This is a genomic window from Streptomyces sp. NPDC029044, assembly GCF_040637495.1.
In the GTDB taxonomy this organism is placed as follows: domain Bacteria; phylum Actinomycetota; class Actinomycetes; order Streptomycetales; family Streptomycetaceae; genus Streptomyces.
The window spans coordinates 1-18,865 of the sequence record NZ_JBEZWN010000043.1; the positions used below are offsets into that span (position 1 = coordinate 1).

Sequence of the window (18,865 nt, forward strand, 5' to 3'; positions counted from 1 at the left end):
TCCAGTAGGCGAGTTCGCGGGTGAGGGTGTCCTCCTTCCCGTAGCGCTCGCGCTGGCGGAGGGCGTAGTCCCCGGGACGGTCACACCGTCCGCCTCGCCGACGGACCGCCCCTCACCACCACCGAGGTCCTGTCGGGCCCGGTCTTCGTGGCGTTCCCGCCCAGTGCGGTCACCCTGCACCGGGAGCGGCCCACGGGCTCCAGCGCCCGCAACCTGTGGCGTTGCGAGGTGGCGGGTCTGGAGACCCACGGCGACCAGATCCGGGCCGACCTCAGCGGTGAACTTCCCCTCGCGGCCGACCTCACGACGGTCGCCGCGGCCGAACTCGGCCTCCATACGGGTGCGGAGGTCTGGGCGACGGTGAAGGCCACACAGACCCACGCCTACCCGGTCTGAGGCGGCCGGCGTCCCCACGGGGTCAGGCCGCCGTCCTGACCGGCGAGCCCTCCGGGACGACGGCGGTCTCCCGCACGACGCGACGGCGCCGCACGGGCAGAACCGTCGGGTGGGCGACACCCCAGGCCGCGCCCTTGCAGATGACGCCGCGCGCGGGCCGAGGTGAGCTGGTTGAGGCACAGGTTGGTGAGCACCTTCGTCAGCCATGCCTCGGGAACCTCGATGCGGCCGGTGTCGGCGCCCTGCCAGCGCAGGTACGTCTCCTGCACGGCGTCCTCGGCCTCGCTCGCCGATCCGAGCAGCCGGTAGGCGACGGCCTCCAGGCGCGGCCGCAGGGCTTCGAACCGGTCCACGTCGTCCACGGTCAGGGCCATGCCCCGGATCCTAACCTCCGCTGGTGTCACCGCTTCCGAGACCCAGCCGCGGTTTCGGGGCGTCCGTGCGGCCCGTCTGGGGGCGGCGGCTGCCCGCGCGGTACGGGGCCGGCCAGGTCGCGCCGGGCCCCGTGTAGCCCTGTTCGGCCGCCGCGTGCAGGGTCCAGTGGGGGTCGTAGAGGTGCGGGCGGGCGAGGGCGCAGAGGTCGGTGCGGCCCGCGAGGATCAGGGAGTTGACGTCGTCCCAGGAGGAGATCGCACCGACGGCGATCACGGGGATGCCGGTGGCGTGGCGGATCCGGTCCGCGAAGGGCGTCTGGTACGACCGTCCGAACTCCGGCTGTTCGTCCGCCACGACCTGGCCCGTCGACACGTCGATCGCGTCGGCGCCGTGCGCGGCGAAGGCCCGGGCGATCTCGACGGCGTCCTCGGCACTCGTGCCGCCCTCGGCCCAGTCGGTCGCGGAGACGCGGACGGTCATCGGCCGCTCCCCCGGCCACACGTTCCGTACGGCGTCGAAGACCTCCAGCGGGAAGCGGAGCCGCTTCTCCAGCGAGCCGCCGTAGGCGTCGGTGCGCCGGTTGGTCAGCGGGGAGAGGAACCCGGACAGCAGGTAGCCGTGCGCGCAGTGCAGTTCGAGCAGGTCGAAGCCGGAACGGGCCGCGCGCACCGCGGAGGCCGCGAACTGCTCCCGGATGTCGGTGAGCTGGGCCCGGGACAACGCGCGGGGTGTCTGGCCGAACTCCTTGTACGGGAGCGCCGAGGGGGCCACGAGCGGCCAGTTGCCCTCCTCCAGCGGCTCGTCCATGCCCTCCCACATCCGTTTCGTGGAGCCCTTGCGGCCGCTGTGGCCGAGCTGCACGCCGATCGCGGTGCCGGGCGCCTGCTCGTGCACGAAGTTCGTGATCCGCTTCCAGGCCTCGGCCTGCCGGCCGGTGTAGAGGCCGGTACAGCCGGGCGTGATCCGGCCCTCCTCGCTGACGCACACCATCTCGGTCATCACCAGCCCGGCACCGCCCAGCGCCCGCGCGCCCAGGTGGACGAGGTGGAAGTCGCCGGGGACACCGTCGACGGCCGAGTACATGTCCATGGGCGAGACGACGACCCGGTTGCGCAGGGTCAGGCCGCGCAGCCGGAACGGGGTGAACATCGGGGGCGTGCCGGGCGGGCAGCCGAACTCGCGCTCCACCGCCTGTGTGAAGCGGGCGTCGCGCAGTCGCAGGTTGTCGTGGGTGACGCGGCGGCTGCGGGTGAGCAGGTTGAAGGCGAACTGGCGGGGCGGCTGGTCCAGGTAGAGGGCGATGTTCTCGAACCACTCCAGGCTGGCCCGGGCGGCACGCTGGGTGGAGGCGACGACGGGTCGCCGCTCCGCCTCGTACGCGGCCAGGGCCTCGGGCAGGGTGTCCCGCTCCTCCAGACAGGCGGCCAGGGCGAGCGCGTCCTCGACGGCGAGCTTGGTGCCGGAGCCGATGGAGAAGTGAGCCGTGTGGGCGGCGTCCCCGAGGAGGACGACGTTGCCGTGCGACCAGTGGTCGTTGACGACCGTGCGGAACGTCGTCCACGCGGAGTTGTTCGACCTCAGGGGGCGGCCGCGGAGCGCTTCCGCGAAGATCTTGGCGCAGCGCTCGACCGACTCCGCTTCGTCGAGTTCGTCGAAACCGGCCGCGCGCCAGACCTCGTCGCGCATCTCGATGATCACCGTCGAGGCGTCGGGGGCGTAGGGGTAGCCGTGGAGCTGCATCACGCCGTGTTCTGTCTCGGCGATCTCGAAGCGGAAGGAGTCGAAGGGGAAGTCGGCGGCGAGCCAGATGTAGCGGCAGCGGTGGTGCGTCACCCGGGGGCGGAAGACGTCCGCGTGCCTCTCGCGGGTGGTGCTGTGGATGCCGTCCGCGGCGATGACCAGGTCGTGGGTGCGGGACAGGTCCTCCGGGGCCTCGGTGCGGAAACGGAGGTCGACACCGAGGTCGCGGCAGCGGGTGTGCAGGATCTCCAGGAGGCGCCGGCGGCCGAGGGCCGCGAACCCGTGCCCCGAAGAGGTGTGGCGGGTGTCGCGGTGGACGATGTCGATGTCGTCCCAGCGGGTGAAGTGCCGCTGGAGGGCCTCGTGGACCTGCGGGTCGGCGTGCTCTATGCCGCCGAGGGTCTCGTCGGAGAGGACCACTCCGAAGCCGAAGGTGTCGTCGGGGGCGTTGCGTTCCCAGACGGTGATCTGCCGTTCCGGGTCGAGGCGTTTGAGGAGGGCGGCGGCGTAGAGGCCGCCGGGGCCGCCGCCGATGATCGCGACGCGCAGGGGGTGGTTCTCGCCGGTGTGCGGGTGCGGGTGGTGTGTGGCTGATCGCGCCCGCGCGGCGGTAGCCGCACGTTCAGCACAGCCCCGCGCCCCTGAGGGTGACTCGCTCACCGTCCGCTCCATTTCGGGGGGCGCTTCTCCGTGAACGCCGCGTGGAATTCCGCGTAGTCCTCTCCGGTCATGAGGAGGGCCTGGGTCGAGGCGTCGAGTTCGATCGAGGCCGCCAGGGGCATGTCCAGTTCGGACGTCAGGAGGGCCTTGGTCTGGGCGTAGGCCAGGGCCGGGCCCTCCGCCAGGCGCCGGGCCAGCCGCTGTGCGGCCTCGTCGGCGGCGCCCTCCTCCGTCAGTTCGCTGATGAGGCCGATGCGCTCGGCCTCCAGGGCCCGGACCGGGTCGCCCAGCATCAGCAGGCGGGTCGCGTGGCCCAGTCCGACGACCCGGGGCAGCAGGTAGGCCGCGCCCATGTCGCCGCCGGAGAGGCCGACGCGGGTGAAGAGGAAGGCGAAGCGGGCGGTGGGGTCGGCGACGCGGAAGTCCGCGGCCAGGGCGAGGACCGCTCCGGCGCCCGCCGCCACGCCGTGCAGCGACGCGATGACGGGGAACGGGCACTCCCGGATCGCCCGGACGACGTGGCCGGTCATCCGGTTGAAGTCCAGGAGCTGGGCGGTGTCCATGCCGAGGGTGGCGCCGATGATCTCGTCGACGTCACCGCCGGAGCAGAAGCCGCGGCCCTCGCCGGCCAGCACCAGGGCCCGTACGGAGCGCTCCCTGGACAGTTCCGCGAGCAGGTCGCGCAGGTCGGCGTAGGCGCCGAAGGTGAGCGCGTTGAGCTTCTCGGGGCGGGCCAGGGTGACGGTCGCGACGCCGTCGGCGACCTCGACGCGCAGATGCTCCCAGCCGGGGGTGCGGGCGGCTGAGCCGGTGAAAGGACTCATGACGTGCGGCCTCCTCGGGCGGGCACTGCCTCACTGAGCTCTACCCTCCGAAGCTATCACTCATCCGTGACTGTCGTCATGAGTGCGCGATAGACCGTCCGGGTAGGACTTCGGTGTGGGCCCGGCGTGACCCGGGCCGGTCACATCCGTCACAGATCGTCCACACCGGCGTAACGGCGGGAGCAGCTGTGCGCGGCACCGCGTTCACCTGGGTAAGCCGTCGGCAAGGAGGCAAGGGCGCCTCCGACGGTGCCCCTCGGACGCCTCCGGAGAGCGGCGCCGTACCATTCATCAGGTTGAAAGCAGGATGTCCTGCTCCATGAACGGACCCGCCGTGTACGAACTCTCCTCAGCCCCCGCCTCCTGGCGCATCGCGCTGCCGCACACCGCAGCGGCGGTGCCCGTGGCCCGTGCCCTGGTCCGTACGGCGCTGGCCGAGCTGGAGCGCGGGGCGGACTGCGACACCGCGGAGCTGCTGACTGCGGAGCTGGTGGCCAACGCTGTGGAGCACACCAGTGGCGAGTCGCCGATAGAGCTGGTCGTGGAGCTGCTGCCGTCGGGCTGCCAGGTCGAGGTCCACGACACCGACCCGGCCCCGCCCGGCGACCTCACCTGTCCGGCCGGCGGCCCGCCGGACCCCTGGCAGGAGCACGGGCGCGGGCTGCTGCTGATCCGCGCCCTGAGCTCCTCCTGCGGGCACCGGCCGACCGAGTCCGGCAAGGCCGTCTGGTTCAGACTGCCTCTCGTACCGGCTCAGCGGCGTCCGTCGGCGTGACCGCGGCGAGCCGGGAGTTCCGGCGCCCGTAGAGCAGGTACAGGGCGGCCCCGGCCGCGAGGAACCCGGCGAACTGGATCCAGGTCGTCGCGCCCGTCTCATACATCAGGTACAGGCAGAAGCCGACGCCGAGCAGCGGGGTGACGGGGTACAGCGGCACGCGGAAGGTGCGGGCGAGGCCCGGCTCGCGGCGGCGCAGGGCGATGACCGCGATGTTGACGACGGCCATGGTGGCGAGGGTGCCGATGGTGCACAGGTTGACCACGGCGTCCAGCGGCGCGAAGGCCGCGGGGAGCGCGAAGACGACCGCCACGATCAGCGTGCCGGCGACCGGCGTGGACGTCTTCGGCGAGACCTTCTCGAAGACCCGCGGGATCAGCCCGTCGCGGGACATGGACATCAGGATCCGGGTCTGGCCGTACATCACGGCGAGGACGACCGAGGCGATGGCGACGACCGCGCCGAAGGCGATCACCCCGCCGCCGACGGTGGAGCCGGTGACCTGGTTGACGACGTAGGACAGGGCCGCCGGACGGCCGCCGACCGCGTCACCGCCGATGGCCCCGATCGCGGCGAGCGCGACCGCGCAGTAGAGCAGCGTGACCAGTCCGATGCAGACGAGGATCGCCACGGGAATGTCCCGGCGGGGGTTCTTCGCCTCCTCACCGGCGGTGGTGATCGCGTCGAAGCCGATGTACGAGAAGAAGGCGGCGGTCGTGCCCGCCCCGATGCCGGCCAGGCCCGTGGGCGAGAACGGCGTGAGGTTGCCGTCCTCGAACGCGGTGAAGCCGATCGCGATGAAGGCCACCAGGACGGCGAGCTTCAGCACGGCCATCGCCGCCGTGGCCCGGGCGCTCTCACGCACCCCGCGCACCAGCAGGACGGCGGCCATGGCGATGACGATCACGGCCGGGAGGTTCACCACGCCGCCCTCGCCCGGACCGGCCGACAGGGCCGTGGGCAGGTGCAGTCCGACGAGGCTGTCGAGGAGCTCGTTGACGTACTGGCTCCAGCCGACCGCCACCGCGGACACCGAGACGCCGTACTCCAGCAGCAGGCACCAGCCGACGAGGAAGGCCGTGCCCTCACCGAGACCGGCGTAGGCGAAGGAGTACGAGGAGCCGGAGACCGGGATCGCGCCGCCCAGCTCGGCGAAGGCGAACGCGGTGAAGACGCAGGTGAGCGCGGCGAGCAGGAAGGAGACGACGACGCCCGGGCCGGCCTGGGCGACCGAGTCGGACAGTCCGACGAAGATGCCGGTGCCGACGATGGCACCGACGCCGAAGCAGACGAGCTGGAAGAGGCCCATCGTGCGCCGGAGGCCGTGGCCTTCGCGGTCGGCGCCGGATTCGGCGACCAGGAGATGGGACGACTTGAAGCGGGGCATGCGGGTGGTGCTCGTTTCTGGTGGTGCGGGATGCGACGGGTTCGTCGCGCGGCGGCCACGGAGAAGGGGTGGGCTCCGGGCCGCCGGTCAGCATAAGGCCTGTTCAGGCGAGGGTTGCCACCATGACCGCCTTGATGGTGTGCATCCGGTTCTCCGCCTCGTCGAAGACGACCGAGTGGGCCGACTCGAAGACCTCGTCCGAGACCTCCAGGTACTCCAGGTCGTGGGCCGCGTGGATCTCCTGGCCGACCTTGGTGCCGAGGTCGTGGAAGGCGGGCAGGCAGTGCAGGAACTTCACGTCCGGGTTGCCGGTGGCGCGCAGGACGTCCATGGTCACGGCGTACGGGGCGAGGGCGGCGATGCGCTCGGCCCAGACCTCCTTCGGCTCACCCATGGAGACCCAGACGTCCGTGGCGACGAAGTCGGCGCCGCGCACGCCGTCGTCCACCGTCTCGGTCAGCGTGATGCGGGCGCCGCTGCCGGCCGCGAGCGCGCGGGCCCGGTCGACGACCTCCTCGGCCGGCCAGTACTCCTTCGGCGCGACGAGGCGGACGTCCATGCCGAGCAGGGCGCCGGTGACCAGGTAGGAGTTGCCCATGTTGAAGCGGGCGTCGCCCAGGTAGGCGAACGAGACCTCCCTGAGCGGCTTGGCGCAGTGCTCGGTCATGGTCAGCACGTCGGCGAGCATCTGGGTGGGGTGCCAGTCGTCGGTGAGCCCGTTGTAGACGGGGACACCGGCGTGCGCCGCCAGCTCCTCCACCTTCTGCTGGCTGTCGCCCCGGTACTCGATCGCGTCGTACATCCGGCCCAGCACCCGGGCGGTGTCCTTGACCGACTCCTTGTGCCCGATCTGGGAGCCGGAGGGGTCGAGGTACGTGGTCGAGGCGCCCTGGTCGGCGGCCGCGACCTCGAACGCGCAGCGGGTGCGGGTGGAGGTCTTCTCGAAGATCAGCGCGATGTTCCGGCCCCGCAGGTACTGGGTCTCGGCCCCGGCCTTCTTGGCGGCCTTCAGCTCGGCGGCCAGCTCGACCAGACCGCGGAACTCGTCCTCGGTGAGGTCCAGCTCCTTGAGGAGGTGGCGGCCGGCGAGGGCGGTCGGGACAGTCGCCATGAGGGCGCTCCAGGGATACGGGGACACAGACCTCTGGAATACTATACGAAAGGCGGAATGCCTATACAGGTGCTGTCGGGGAACCCGGAACCCCGGGGTGGCGCGGGGGCCCTACCGCACCGGGTCCCGTTCGACCGGGCAGCTCATGCACCGCGGCCCGCCCCTCCCCCGGCCCAGCTCGCTGCCCGGGATCTCTATCACCTCGATGCCCTGCTTGCGCAGGTGGGTGTTGGTGGTGGAGTTCCGCTCGTAGGCGACCACGACCCCGGGTTCGACGGCGAGGACGTTGCAGCCGTCGTCCCACTGCTCGCGCTCGGCCGCGTGCACGTCCTGGGTGGCGGTCAGCACACGGATCTCGTTCAGGCCGAGGGCGGCCGCGATCGCGCGGTGCATGTGCTCCGGCGGATGGTCGGTGACCTTCAGCTCCTTCTCGCCGACACCCGGCTCGATGGTGTACGAGCGGAGCATGCCGAGGCCCGCGTACTGGGTGAAGGTGTCGCCGTCGACCATCGTCATCACGGTGTCGAGGTGCATGAAGGCACGCCGCTTGGGCATGTCGAGGGCCACGATCGTCTCGGCGGAGCTGGCGGCGAACAGCTTGTGCGCGAGCATCTCCACGGCCTGCGGAGTGGTGCGTTCGCTCATGCCGATGAGCACCGCCCCGTTGCCGATCACCAGCACGTCCCCGCCCTCGATGGTGGAGGGGTAGTCGCTCTGCCCCTTCGACCACTCGTGGAACGACTCGTCGCGGAACAGCGGGTGGTGCCGGTAGATCGCCTCGAAGTGCACGGTCTCGCGCTGCCGGGCGGGCCAGCGCATGGCGTTGATGGACACGCCGTCGTAGATCCAGGCGGAGGTGTCGCGGGTGAAGAGGTGGTTGGGCAGCGGGCCCAGCAGGAAGTCGTCCAGCTCCATGACGTGGAAGCGCACGGAGGTCGGCTCCGGGTTCACGTCGAGGAACTCGCGTTTCGTCATGCCGCCGATCAGGACCTCGGCCAGCTCCCGCGCGGGCAGGTTCTCGAAGGCGGCTCTGAGCGGGTCGGTGGCCAGCGGGCCGTACTCCTTCTCGTCGAAGACCCGCTCCAGGACGAGGGATCTGGCCGCCGGAACCTCTAGGGTCTCCGCCAGCAGGTCGCCGAAGAGGTGGACGGCGACGCCCCGGTCGCGCAGCACGTCGGCGAACCCGTCGTGCTCGGCGCGGGCCCTGCGCACCCACAGCACGTCGTCGAAGAGCAGTGAGGTCTTGTTGCTGGGGGTGAGCCTTTTGAGCTCGAGATCGGGCCGGTGCAGGATGACGCGGCGCAGCCGCCCGGCCTCGGAGTGGACGTGGTATGCCATGCCTCCATCCTGACCATCGAAGGGCGTATTGACGCACTCCTCGGCCGTTTCCGTGACCGCCAGTTCTCGTCGCGGCGACGACAAGCGGGGCGGACCGGCTCACACCCGCGGCGACGGCTCCAGCAGTTCCTCCGGGCGGGCCAGCATGCGGCGGGCGGCGCGGCCCGGTTCGAGGATCGTCCGGGCGACGATCCAGCCCGCGAGGGCATGCGGCTCGGCCGGGGCGTCGGCCAGGACATCGGCGTACCGGACGAGCGCGGCGGCCGCGTCACCGGCGGCGAGGTGCTCGTCCGGGGTGCGCGGCGCGGTGGGACGCGTGGCGAAGCCATGGGTGCGCGTGTCCGGCCAGGACCTGCGGTCGGGGCGGAAGCGCAGGTCCGACGGGGCGGCGGCCGGGGCGGGCGACACGTTGCGCAGCCGCCACTCGGTGCGGTGCAGGGCGGCGGCGGTGCGGGCCCGGTCCAGCGCGGCGGGCGGAACCTCCTCGCGCAGCCAGCCGTCCAGGGTGCGGGCGAGCCCCGACACCAGGGCGCGGCCCTGGACGGTCAGCCGGCCGCTGGTGAGCAGGGTGCGCACGGCCAGGCGGCTCTGGAGGCGGCGCAGGGCGAAGAAGTAGCCGGCGCGCTCGACCCCCTCGGCGCTTCGCGCGTCGACGCTCCGCGCATCGACACACTGCGCATCGAAGCCCTGCGCATCGGCCAGCCGGTCCCGCCAGAAGCCCGCGACGCCGGTGAAGGCGTACGCGCCGTGCAGCAGGCCGGTGAGGTGGCGGGGGTCGGTGCGCCAGGGGGCGTAGTAGCGCTCGGTCCGGTCGTCCTCCAGCAGCGGGAACAGGTGCAGCAGGGCGGCCAGTTTGCTGTGCTGGAGTTCGTGCACCAGCGTTTCGGCGAGGGCGAGCGCGGAGGCCGGGCGGACGATGAGCATGCCGCCGAAGGAGTCGCCGCTGGAGGCCGACACCTGCACGAAGGGCAGCGGCGGCGGGCTGACGCCGGTGCGTCCGAACGGCACGATCGCCCGGATCATGGCGGGGTCGACCCGCCCGGGGCCCGGGGTGCCCGGGCGGGCGAGGATCCGCGTCGCCTCGCCGAACAGCCGCTGCCACTCCCGCGCCTCGTCCTCGTCGAGCCGGGCGGGGGGCAGGTGGTCGTCGAGATCGCGGTAGGGGTCGAGGTCTTCGAGCACGACGGTGCCGGGGGCCTCACCACCGGGGCCGGTGCGGGTCAGGGTGCGCAGCGGGAGCCAGGTGCCGGCACCGGCGCCGGCGCGCTGCCGCAGCGGACGGCACATCACCCGCACCCTTCCGTTTGTGCGGCCCGGCCCCTCGACCGTCAGCTCTCCCCCGGCCGTCGTGGCCCGGCCGACCGCCAGACCCGCCCTGGCGTCGGCGAGTTGCACCATGCCGAGTCCGGGCAGCGGCAGCCGTCCGTCGGTGAGCGGAACGTCGAAGGCCGTCTCCGTGCCCGCGTGCAGGGACGCCGAGAGGGCCAGCGCGCTCAGGTGGCCGGCCTCCGCCCACAGCGGCGGCCCGGTCGCCGTGCCGTGGACCCGGCGCAGCATGTGGGAGATCCAGCCGCCGGTCGGCGGGGCCAGCAGCAGGCGTTCGACCGGCTCGGGGGACTTCTCGGCCGCCTCCTTGAGCACCCGCCAGGCCTCGGCGACGGGTGTGAGGGGCGTGGGCAGGGCGTCGAGGTGACCGAGGAGGGTACGCAGGAGCAGCAACCGCCGGGCCCGTTCTGCCCGTTCGAGGAAGGCGACGGCCGCTGCCGAGCCGCCTCCGGCGGCCAGCTCCGCGAAGAGCGGGTCCGGCATGCGGAAGGGAGCGAGGTGCTGCTCGCTGGTCATCGTCGCGGACCTCCGGTCGGGTTGGCGGACATGCGGGGACCCCGGTGCGCGTACGGGTGTCGCACCGGGGCTCTGCCGTCGGGACGCGGTCGGCGGCTAGTCGGCTCGGGCGCCGCCCTGGCCTCCTCCTTCGCCGGCCCTCATGCTGCTGCGGGCCCGCAGCACCTCGGCCAGCAGGCGGGTGGTGGGGGGCAGGGCGGGGAGACCGTCCACGGCGCTCAGGGGCAGCGCCGCGAGGTCCGCCAGGTCGGATTCCCAGACGTCGGTCCGCGCGGGGGCTGCGACCGGTACAGGTGCGGCGGCTCCGGCGTGGTGCGGAGCGGGCGGCTGGTCCAAGATGCTCCCCCTTCTCGCACGGTGGCACGCGATGCCCCGTGTCTCTCCATCATGGCCAATACCCCCCGGGGCGAAAACCGTACGATCACGCCACTGATCACCGGCGCTCACGGCGACGCCCCGATGCCGCCACCAACTCGCCCACCGCCGCGGAGAGTTCCTCGCTCAGTCCCGGATGATCGTCGATGGACACCACCGCGTCGAACAGGTCCCACAGCGCGTCCGGATCCCGCCGGGCGAGCCCTCCGACCAGGTTGACGACATCGGTGCGTGCCGTGCTGTGACGGCGCAGTACGGCTGTGACACGGGGGTTCAGCAGGGCGACGACGGACTGCCGTTCGCCGGGATCGTGCATCGAGGGGTAGGCGAGGAGGGCCTCCACCACCCGCTGCAACGCCGCGAGGGGGCGCGGCGCGGCGGGTGGCCCGGCCGGGGGCAGGGTCTCGGTGCGGTCGGGGCCCTGGAGCCTGATCTCGGGATGCTGAAGGGTACGGCCCTCTCCCCTGAGGGCCGCGATGCGCGCTCGAACGGCCGGAAACAGTTCCTCCGGATCGGGCGGTGCCGGCAGAACGGCCGCCCGGTCGGCCAGCAGACCGAGCAGGACGTCGGAGAACAGGCCCGTGGCCCGGGCGGGGTCGTTGGCCGCCGCCCGGCCCCGGCCTGCGGCGCGCAGCACGGTCTGCCGGTGCGCGTGATGGGGACGGCCCACGGGCAGGGCCTCGGCGGGCAGTGCCTCCCGGAAGCCGAGGTCCTCCTCGAACGTCTCGCAGGCGTCCACGATCCACAGCTGGTCGCGCAGCCCGGGCACGGCGTCCCCCGCGTACCGGGCGAGCGCCGAGTCGAGGTCGATGCCCACCTTGTCGTCGACGCCCGCGTCCGCACAGAACAGCCGGAGCCGCCCGGACCGGTCCAGCACGCCGTGCCCGCCCCACCACACCCACAGCACGTCACCCTGGGCCCGGGACAGTTCGCGGACGAGAACCCGGCGCAGGGTCGCCTGGTCCGCCCGCCCGTAAGGAACGTGGGGGTCGTGGGGCGGCAGCGGGCTGAGGTGCAGCCGCAGCTGGGACTCGGGGACCCCGGCGTCCCGCAGCAGCCGCCAGAACCGGACGGCGTCCCGGGCGGGACCGGGCAGCCGCCAGGTCTCACCGGCCTCGTACGCCTCGATCCCGACGACGAGGGCGTGCACCCGGGCGGGGTCGACGGACGGCACGGGCCCGGCCCCGGTCACGGCAGGCGGTCCACGATGTGGCGGTACACGGCCGGGTTCGTCCAGTAGGCGCTGTGCGCGGCGGGGAACGGCTGGCCGCTGTCGACGGCCACGTCGGTGACGCGGTCCGGGAAGAGCCCCGCGCCGACGTGGCCGAGCAGATCGCGCGGGTCGTACAGGTTCAGCCAGGCGGGGACGTGCGGCGGCAGCGGCGCGGGGTGTTCGAGGGACGGCAGGGACCCCGACTCGTAGAGGAAGGGCCCTTGGGAGCCCGCCGTGACCAGGAGCCGGACCTGCGGCAGCGGTGCGGAGATGAGCGCGTCGAGGGCGATGATGCCGCCGAGGCTGTGGCCGACCAGGGCGACGGGCGGTTCAAGGCCGGTGACGAGGGTGCGCAGGCCGTCCCGGCAGGCCCTGCCCCGGCTCAGATAGCGCAGGATGTCGCCGGCGGCGGGGTGGGCGGCCTCGGTGATGGCCCGGCGGCGGCGCTCGACGGCGCGCGCGGCCACCGCTCCCGCCGTCCGCAGCAGGTAGGAGCGCAGCCCGCGCTCCGTGCCCCGGGGCGGTGCGCCGAGGGCCTCGGCGATCCGGTCGGTGACGGCGTCCCGGGTCTCGGCGACGGGTACGAGCGGGGAGTCGGTGTCGAGGGCGTCGGCGACGAGGCGGGCGGTCAGGCAACGCGCGGCGAGGACCGCGAGGTCCGCCGGGTCGAGGGCGTCGGCGGCGGGTCCGAGCAGGGGGTGGGCGGCCAGATCGGTGGCGGCGCGGGCCAGCCCGGGGCCCGCTTCGGCTCCTGGGCCGTCGCCTCGGGCGGCGAGTGCGGTGAGCAGCGCGCGGATGCGCTGCTGCGGCGGTACGGAGCCGGGCGGGCGTTCGACGGCCGGGCCGGATCCGGCGGCGGCCAGGGTCAGTTCGGCGAGCGGGTCGGCGTAGAGGGCGGCCCATGCCGCGGCCGTCTCGTCGCCGGTGAGCGGTTCCGACGGGCCTTCGCCGATGCCGCGTGTGGTCCCGGACCGGGGCGGCAGGCTCGCCCCGCCACCCGCGAGGGTGGCACCGTGTGCCGCTCCCCAGGCGTAGGGCACGACCCGAAGTCCGTCGCGCTGCTCGGTCAGTCCGGTCGTCACCCGGGCGACCAGCGCGGAGAGGCCCGGCTCGCGGACCCCGGTCCCATGGACGAACACGACCGCCGTCATGCGCCCCCCGTGACACGACTGCCCTGGTGGTACCAACGTACCAGTACCACAGGGAAGTTGACCGTCGTCACATGGGCATGGGAGCGATGTCGCACTCGATGCGGCGGCGCTGGCGGGCGGCCTGGAGCCAGGGGTGGTCGGTGCGCAGCACTCCGGCGAAGCCCTCCACCGCCTTGCGCTGGAGCACGTCCGCCTCGTCGCCGCGCCCGAGGCCCCGCAGATCGAGCGCGAGGTTGGAGAGGCAGGCGAGGGTGAGCGGATGATCCCCGCCCGCCACCTCCGTCAGCAACGGCAGGTTGGCGGAGTCGATCGTGTGCGCCCGCTCGAAGTCGAGCCGCGCGTATGCGGTGTTGGCCTGGCCGATGCCGACGGTGAGGGTGATGACGTGCTGCCCCCCGACCGTGTCGCTCAGCCGGCGCACCACGTCGTCCTCCAGCTCCTGCGCGGTGTCCAGGGACCCCAGGGCCCGCTCGGTGGCGGCCAGGTTCGCCCTGGTCACCAGGGTGTGCGCGTGGTTCTGCCCGAGGCGCCGCACCAGCCTGGCCACGGTGGACTCCGCGAGGCGCTGTGAGCCTTCCAGGTCCCCGGCCAGACGCCGGTCGACGCAGACGTTGGTCGCCGTGGTCAGCGAGTCCAGGTGCTCGTCGCCGTAGCGGGACTTGAAGTTGCGCAGGGTCTCCTCGGCCAGCTTGGCGCCCTCGGCGAGATCTCCGTCTCTGCGGCGGCAGACTCCGAGGTCACGGGCGATGCGCAGCGTCAGGGGGTGCTTGTCACCGAGCGCGGTGAACGCCCTGCGGTAGACGTCCTCCTGCCATTCGCGCGCCCCGGGGTACCGGCCCGCCTCCCGCATGTCGATGCCGACGCAGTGCAGGGTGTTGAGCGTGAAGAAGCTGGCGTCGCCGAGCAGCATGTCGCGCTGGCGGGCGGTCTCCTCGTCCAGCGGCAGCGCTTCCTTGAACTCCCCGCACAGTCTCAGGTCGACGCCCCAGCTGTGGCTGCTGCGCAGGGTGGCGGGATCATCGGGGCCGAAGAGCGAACGCGCCAGTTCCGTAGCCTCCTTGCCCAGGTTCCGCGCCTCCTGGAAGCGGCCCTGGTACCGGCGGGCGTCGGACATCTCGCACAGCGAGTCGATCAGTTCCTCCGGCTCGACCTGTACCCGGCGGGAGACCTCCAGCGCCTTCTCGGTGAGCGGGATCGACTCGGCGATCTGGCCGACCTGCCGCAGCAGAAAGGCGAAGCCCTTGGTCATCCGGATGACATAGATGTCCTCCTCGCCGGATGCGGCGAGCCAGGCGCTCCACGCCTGACGGCCGAAGGCCGCGGCGTTCTCGTGGTCGCCCCAGTAGTAGAGGAACCACATGGTGTCGTAGACGAGGTCGCGCACATAGGGGTCGGTGCTGGTCACCGCCTGGGAGGCGAGGATGTGAGGGAGCAGCGCCTGGTAGTCGCGCCACCCCTGGGAGGCTCCGTAGGAGCCCCGGTTGGCGGCGGACAGCAGCTGGTGCGCGGCGTCGCGCATCCGTTCGCGTTCCTCTTCGCTGAGCTTGGCGAGGAGCACGGTCTGGAGCAGGCGGTGCATCTGCAGGGTGCCCGCGCGCGGGTCGACCTTGATCAGGGAGAACTGACTGAGGTCGCGGATGGCGCGGTTCAGCTTGATCGGCTCCCGGAGCATCGGGTCGATCTGCGGTGTGATGTTGACGCCCCGGCTGCTGCGCAGGATGGACCGCGGGATCGGCTCGGGGGCCATGCTGGCGCAGATGTCGAGGAGCTGTCGGGCACCCGGATTGTTCTCCCTGATGCGCTCCAGGGAGATGTCCCAGGCGGCGGCGACGGAGACCGGGTAGTCGGGGCTCTGCTCGATCTCCAGGATCTCCGGGCTGCGCTGGGCGAGCAGGTCGAGGTACTCGTCGACCTCCATGCCGGTGACGCCGAGCCAGGCTCCCGCCTGCTCCACGGCGAGCGGCAGGTCGCCGAGCGCTTCGGCCAGCCGGTCGGCGTCCTCCCGCGACAGGTCGGCGGCGCGCTTCTGGAGCAGCTCGACGGACTCCCCGCGCTCGAAGACGTTGACCGGCAGCGAGGTGGCCACCCGTTCCCAGCCGCGGTTCCGGGAAGTGACGATGACCTTGCCCGGTCCGTTGTGCGGGAAGTAGCCGCGCACGGCCTCGATGTCCTCGGCGTTGTCGAAGACCAGCAGCCAGTTGTCGTAGGGCGTCCCGGTGCGCAGCGCCTCCAGCACCGCGGGTACGGCCGTGTTGGCCGCGGCGGCGCCCATGCTGTCCTGGCCGACGGGGGCGACGCCCAGCTGGGAGGCGAGGGAGGAGAGCGCGGCCAGGATGAGGCTCTCGCGTTCGGCGGGGATCCAGCAGATGATCCGGTAGTCACGCTGGTGGGTGTAGATGTACTCCAGCGCCAGCTGGGACTTGCCGACGCCACCGAGGCCGTGCAGGGCGTTGGGCAGCACGGCCGCGGTGTCCTGGGCGGCGAGCTGCTCCTCCACGGCCCTCAGCAGCGCCTGCCGGCCGACGAACGAGGTGTTGCGCATGGGCACGTTCACCAGTAGGGCCGGCGTTGCGGTCGTGGTGCGCTGCATGAGCGGCTCTGCCTCCGGGGTCTCTTGTCGGTGCGTGCCGGCCGTCGAAGACGGCGCGGATTCTCCAGTCAGATCGGAAATTCCCGAATTCGGGTCACTGCCCGCTGGGCTGGATGGAGTCGGATCGCCCGGGTTATTCACCTTTGGGGGTGGATGTGCGGGCCTGGTGCTCGCCCCGGGCACGGCCGCGGGAGGCGCGTGCCTGGACAGATTCGGTTCGATGCGTTTGGCCCGCTCGGTATAGGGCCCCGACAGGGCTCGCATCACGGCAAGTTCACTGCGTGCCCAGCCGGGCTCGGCCGGGTCGGGCAGCCTGGTCCGCAGCGGGTCGTGCAGGGCGGCGCGCAGGGCGACGCCCCGCTCCCCCGCGGCGGGCAGCTCACCCACCACGCTGACCGTCCGGGCGAGTTGACTGCGGGTGGTGGTCGCGAGCAGCGCCTCGCGCACGCCCTCGGCGAACTCGGGGCGCCCCTGCCCCCCGCCCTCCCAGTCGATCAGCCCGCCCATGAGGATCTCGGCCAGATGGTCGGGGCCGGTCTCCGGCATGACCCGCCTGCGCAGCTGCTCGACGAGGTCGAAGTCGAAGGGGACGGCGGCCAGTTGGGTGGCCAGGCGACGGGCCGAGGGGGTGGCGAGGCTGAAGAAGCGCCGTACTGCGGCGCCGGCGGCACGGGGCAGGCGGGGGGCGCGCAGACCGGGGGCGGGGGCACCCTTGCTCAGGGCCCCTGCCAGCACCACGGGCAGCGAACGCCGTACGCCGCGACCGCCGGTGACCAGGTCGGACCAGGCGGCGAGGGAGGCGGGCTTCAGGGAGAGCACCGGGACGGCGACGGAGCCGTCGCCCGCTTCGGGCAGCGGCCGCATCGGATCGGGTCCGCCGGGCGGGGCCCAGTGTCCGAGGCCGTCGTTGGGGGCTCCGAACCCCCCGGCCTCCAGGACGGCCGGGTACGGGTAGAGCGAGGACCGGTGGCGCAGATGAGGCGGCAGCAGGTGGACGAGGGCGGTGGGGCCGGCGTGGGCGAGGCGGCCGAGCAGTTCGTCGGCGGCGGTGGCGGCCCAGCCGTGGGCCAGTCCGTCGGTGACGACGAGGAAGATCCGGCTGCCCCGGCCGTCGAGCAGTTCGGCCGGGTCGGCGACGGCCCGGCCCGTGGGCCAGCGCAGGGTGGCGGCGCCGGTGCGGGGCACGGTCGCCCGGATCGTGCGCACACTCCGGAAGGCGCCGCTGTGCTCGGCGGCCCGGGCCAGGCGGGCGGCGCTCTCCTCCCAGATGCGCATCGTGGGGGCGTCGTCGAACAGCAGCACCAGGTCGAAGGCGGAGACCCGGGCGGGCCGCAGGAACGGCATCCAGAGCCCGTCGGCGAGGCCCTGTTCGGCGGTCGTCTCCTCGTCCAGCTCCAGGCTGCTGCGGGACGGGACGCGACGGGCCAGGTGGTGCAGGGCGCGCGCGAGCAGCGCCGTGACGCGGCCGGGCCCGGAGGGGTCGGGTTCGGGCCGGGGCAGCAGCGGTGCCCCGAGGTGCAGGGTGAAGCGGCCTTCGGGGTGCGGTAAGAAGCGGCCGTCGGGCCGGGAGGCGGCCTGGTCGACGGGAGGGGGCGAGGCGGGGGTGCGTCCGGCCGGCGGGGGCTCGGCGGCTCCGTCCTCCTCCTCGGCGGCCGCGGTCCGGCCGACGGGTGCGTCGTCGTCCGCCGCCGCCGGCGGGGACGGCTGCCCGCTCCCGGAGTCCTGCGGGCGTACGGTCCTCCCTTCCGGGGCAGCGGCCGGTGCCTCCTGGGCCGTGCCGCCGGGGCCGCCGTACCGGCTCCAGTGCGCGGCCAGCCACACCGCGTCGGCGAACTCCTGCCAGCGTGGTACGAAGTGATCGGGAGCGGCAGGGACCCGGTCCCCGCGCTCGCCCGCGGGCGGCTCGGGGTACACCGAAGGAGGCGGCGACGATCCCGATGCGGGATCCCCGTCGCCGGGTCCGGATGCGCGCTCCCGGGTCATCAGCGGCCCTTCGCGAGGTCGCGGAGCAGCAGTTCGACGAGCTTACGCCCGTCACCGTCAGCCTGAAAACCACCCGCAGTAGTCATCTGGACAGCGTTCAGCAACTGGTCGAGGGAGTGGACGCCGCCCGCCTGGACCCGTTGAACGAACAGGTCGACGAGGTCTTCGGTGCCCTGTGGACGGAGCCCGAGGTGACCCTCCACCATGGCCAGGAGTTGCTCCCGGGTGGGGGTGTGCATCTCCATGGGCAGGCAGCGGCGACGGAAGGCGGCGGGGAATTCCCGCTCCCCGTTGCTGGTGATCACCACGACCGGGAACTCCCGGCACTCGACCCGCCCGTTGCGCACCACGGCCCGGCTGCCCGGGTCGCTGGTGTGTACGCTCGCCGCGTCGGCGGCGTCGCGCACCAGCTCCGGAACCTCATAACTTCCATTCTCCAGAACGTGCAGCAGGTCGTTCGGCAGGTCGATGTCGCTTTTGTCGAGTTCGTCGACGAGAAGCACCCGGGGCCGGGCGTAGGGCAGCAGGGCGGTGCCCAGGGGTCCCAGTGTAATGAACTCGCCTATAACCGGCGCAAGTTGACGATCCTTTGACACGAGCGATGAGTTGACGGTCTGTTCGGCGTCTTCGAACACCGGCTCCGCCCGCGCCGTCTCGCGCAGTCCGGCCTGCCAGGCGGCGATGGCCTGGGCACGGCCCATGGCGTCGTGGACGTACAAGCCGTCCCGCAGGCTGGTCCGGCTCACGACGTTCCACTCCAGCACCCGGCCGAGCCCCAGCTCACGCGAGATCAGGTAGGCGAGCGTCGACTTGCCGACGCCCGGCGGGCCGGTGATCAGCAGCGGACGGCGCAGCAGCAGGGCGGCGTTGACCGTCTCCATCTGCTCCTCGTCGAGTTGCGGGGTGAGGCCGCCGGGGCCCAGGCGGCGCAGCGCGGCCTCGGCGTCGTCCGGGGGCGGGGCCTCGACCGGGCCGCCGCGGAACCTCCGCCAGGGCGGCGGATCGGGCAGCACCGGCGGGGCGTCCTGCGGGCGTCCGGTGGCGTGGAAGACACGCCAGTCGTCCGCGGCCGTCCGTTCCTGTGCGCTCATGCCGAAGCCTCCTA

General features: G+C 72.8%; 12 protein-coding genes and 2 pseudogenes. 2 read left to right on the plus strand and 12 right to left on the minus strand.

Annotation, left to right across the window (positions count from 1 at the left end):
* Positions 1 to 75 precede the first annotated feature (75 nt).
* Positions 76 to 396 (plus strand): annotated as a pseudogene (locus tag AB0E85_RS27855) (TOBE domain-containing protein); the annotation flags it as partial.
* 143 nt (positions 397 to 539) lie between these two features.
* Here the strand turns inward: AB0E85_RS27855 and AB0E85_RS27860 are convergent.
* The 3 genes and pseudogenes from AB0E85_RS27860 to AB0E85_RS27870 all read right to left on the minus strand — a co-directional run.
* Positions 540 to 770: pseudogene (locus AB0E85_RS27860) on the minus strand (sigma factor); the annotation flags it as partial.
* Positions 771 to 780: 10 nt separating this feature from the next.
* Complete coding sequence (locus AB0E85_RS27865) at positions 781 to 3,183, minus strand: bifunctional salicylyl-CoA 5-hydroxylase/oxidoreductase (RefSeq protein ID WP_361932520.1); 2,403 nt, start codon at positions 3,181 to 3,183, stop codon at positions 781 to 783.
* Positions 3,168 to 3,995 carry an enoyl-CoA hydratase family protein gene (locus AB0E85_RS27870; protein WP_361932523.1) on the minus strand — a complete coding sequence of 276 codons (828 nt, stop codon included), beginning with the start codon at positions 3,993 to 3,995 and terminating at the stop codon, positions 3,168 to 3,170. Before AB0E85_RS27870 ends, AB0E85_RS27865 begins: the two co-directional genes overlap by 16 nt.
* Before the next feature lie 307 nt (positions 3,996 to 4,302).
* Here AB0E85_RS27870 and AB0E85_RS27875 point away from each other — a divergent pair, with 307 nt between their 5' ends.
* Positions 4,303 to 4,770, plus strand: a complete 468-nt coding sequence (locus AB0E85_RS27875; RefSeq protein WP_361932526.1) for an ATP-binding protein — start codon at positions 4,303 to 4,305, stop codon at positions 4,768 to 4,770.
* Here the strand turns inward: AB0E85_RS27875 and AB0E85_RS27880 are convergent.
* From AB0E85_RS27880 to AB0E85_RS27920, 9 genes are all read right to left on the minus strand, one after another.
* Positions 4,727 to 6,157: an amino acid permease gene (locus AB0E85_RS27880; protein WP_361932529.1), complete on the minus strand. Its 1,431-nt coding sequence runs from the start codon at positions 6,155 to 6,157 to the stop codon at positions 4,727 to 4,729. The two genes, AB0E85_RS27875 and AB0E85_RS27880, sit on opposite strands and share 44 nt — an antisense overlap.
* 103 nt (positions 6,158 to 6,260) lie before the next feature.
* Positions 6,261 to 7,268: an ornithine carbamoyltransferase gene (argF, locus tag AB0E85_RS27885; protein ID WP_361932532.1), complete on the minus strand. Its 1,008-nt coding sequence runs from the start codon at positions 7,266 to 7,268 to the stop codon at positions 6,261 to 6,263.
* Positions 7,269 to 7,379: 111 nt separating this feature from the next.
* Positions 7,380 to 8,606, minus strand: a complete 1,227-nt coding sequence (locus tag AB0E85_RS27890) for an arginine deiminase (protein WP_361932535.1) — start codon at positions 8,604 to 8,606, stop codon at positions 7,380 to 7,382.
* Positions 8,607 to 8,705: 99 nt separating this feature from the next.
* Entirely contained in the window at positions 8,706 to 10,448 is a 1,743-nt protein-coding gene (locus AB0E85_RS27895; RefSeq protein WP_361932538.1) for an HEXXH motif-containing putative peptide modification protein, read from the minus strand.
* A gap of 96 nt (positions 10,449 to 10,544) precedes the next feature.
* The gene (locus tag AB0E85_RS27900; protein ID WP_361932540.1) at positions 10,545 to 10,784 is read right to left on the minus strand and encodes a hypothetical protein; all 240 of its coding nucleotides are present in this window, start codon (positions 10,782 to 10,784) and stop codon (positions 10,545 to 10,547) included.
* A 97-nt stretch (positions 10,785 to 10,881) separates the two neighbouring features.
* Positions 10,882 to 12,015 (minus strand): caspase family protein, encoded by a 1,134-nt coding sequence (locus AB0E85_RS27905; protein ID WP_361932543.1) that lies wholly within the window; start codon positions 12,013 to 12,015, stop codon positions 10,882 to 10,884.
* Positions 12,012 to 13,187 (minus strand): hypothetical protein, encoded by a 1,176-nt coding sequence (locus AB0E85_RS27910; RefSeq protein ID WP_361932546.1) that lies wholly within the window; start codon positions 13,185 to 13,187, stop codon positions 12,012 to 12,014. Before AB0E85_RS27910 ends, AB0E85_RS27905 begins: the two co-directional genes overlap by 4 nt.
* A 67-nt stretch (positions 13,188 to 13,254) precedes the next feature.
* Positions 13,255 to 17,760, minus strand: coding sequence for an FxSxx-COOH system tetratricopeptide repeat protein (fxsT, locus tag AB0E85_RS27915; RefSeq protein WP_361932548.1), 4,506 nt, complete (start codon positions 17,758 to 17,760; stop codon positions 13,255 to 13,257).
* Positions 17,760 to 18,851, minus strand: coding sequence for an AAA family ATPase (locus AB0E85_RS27920; RefSeq protein WP_361932551.1), 1,092 nt, complete (start codon positions 18,849 to 18,851; stop codon positions 17,760 to 17,762). Before AB0E85_RS27920 ends, fxsT begins: the two co-directional genes overlap by 1 nt.
* Positions 18,852 to 18,865: the final 14 nt, after the last annotated feature.

Coding starts and splice junctions, on each gene's coding strand:
- AB0E85_RS27865 (WP_361932520.1), bottom strand. CDS start 3,183: ATGGAGCGGACGGTGAGCGAGTCACCCTCAGGGGCGCGGGGCTGTGCT.
- AB0E85_RS27870 (WP_361932523.1), bottom strand. CDS start 3,995: ATGAGTCCTTTCACCGGCTCAGCCGCCCGCACCCCCGGCTGGGAGCAT.
- AB0E85_RS27875 (WP_361932526.1), top strand. CDS start 4,303: ATGTCCTGCTCCATGAACGGACCCGCCGTGTACGAACTCTCCTCAGCC.
- AB0E85_RS27880 (WP_361932529.1), bottom strand. CDS start 6,157: ATGCCCCGCTTCAAGTCGTCCCATCTCCTGGTCGCCGAATCCGGCGCC.
- argF (WP_361932532.1), bottom strand. CDS start 7,268: ATGGCGACTGTCCCGACCGCCCTCGCCGGCCGCCACCTCCTCAAGGAG.
- AB0E85_RS27890 (WP_361932535.1), bottom strand. CDS start 8,606: ATGGCATACCACGTCCACTCCGAGGCCGGGCGGCTGCGCCGCGTCATC.
- AB0E85_RS27895 (WP_361932538.1), bottom strand. CDS start 10,448: ATGACCAGCGAGCAGCACCTCGCTCCCTTCCGCATGCCGGACCCGCTC.
- AB0E85_RS27910 (WP_361932546.1), bottom strand. CDS start 13,187: ATGACGGCGGTCGTGTTCGTCCATGGGACCGGGGTCCGCGAGCCGGGC.
- fxsT (WP_361932548.1), bottom strand. CDS start 17,760: ATGACCCGGGAGCGCGCATCCGGACCCGGCGACGGGGATCCCGCATCG.
- AB0E85_RS27920 (WP_361932551.1), bottom strand. CDS start 18,851: ATGAGCGCACAGGAACGGACGGCCGCGGACGACTGGCGTGTCTTCCAC.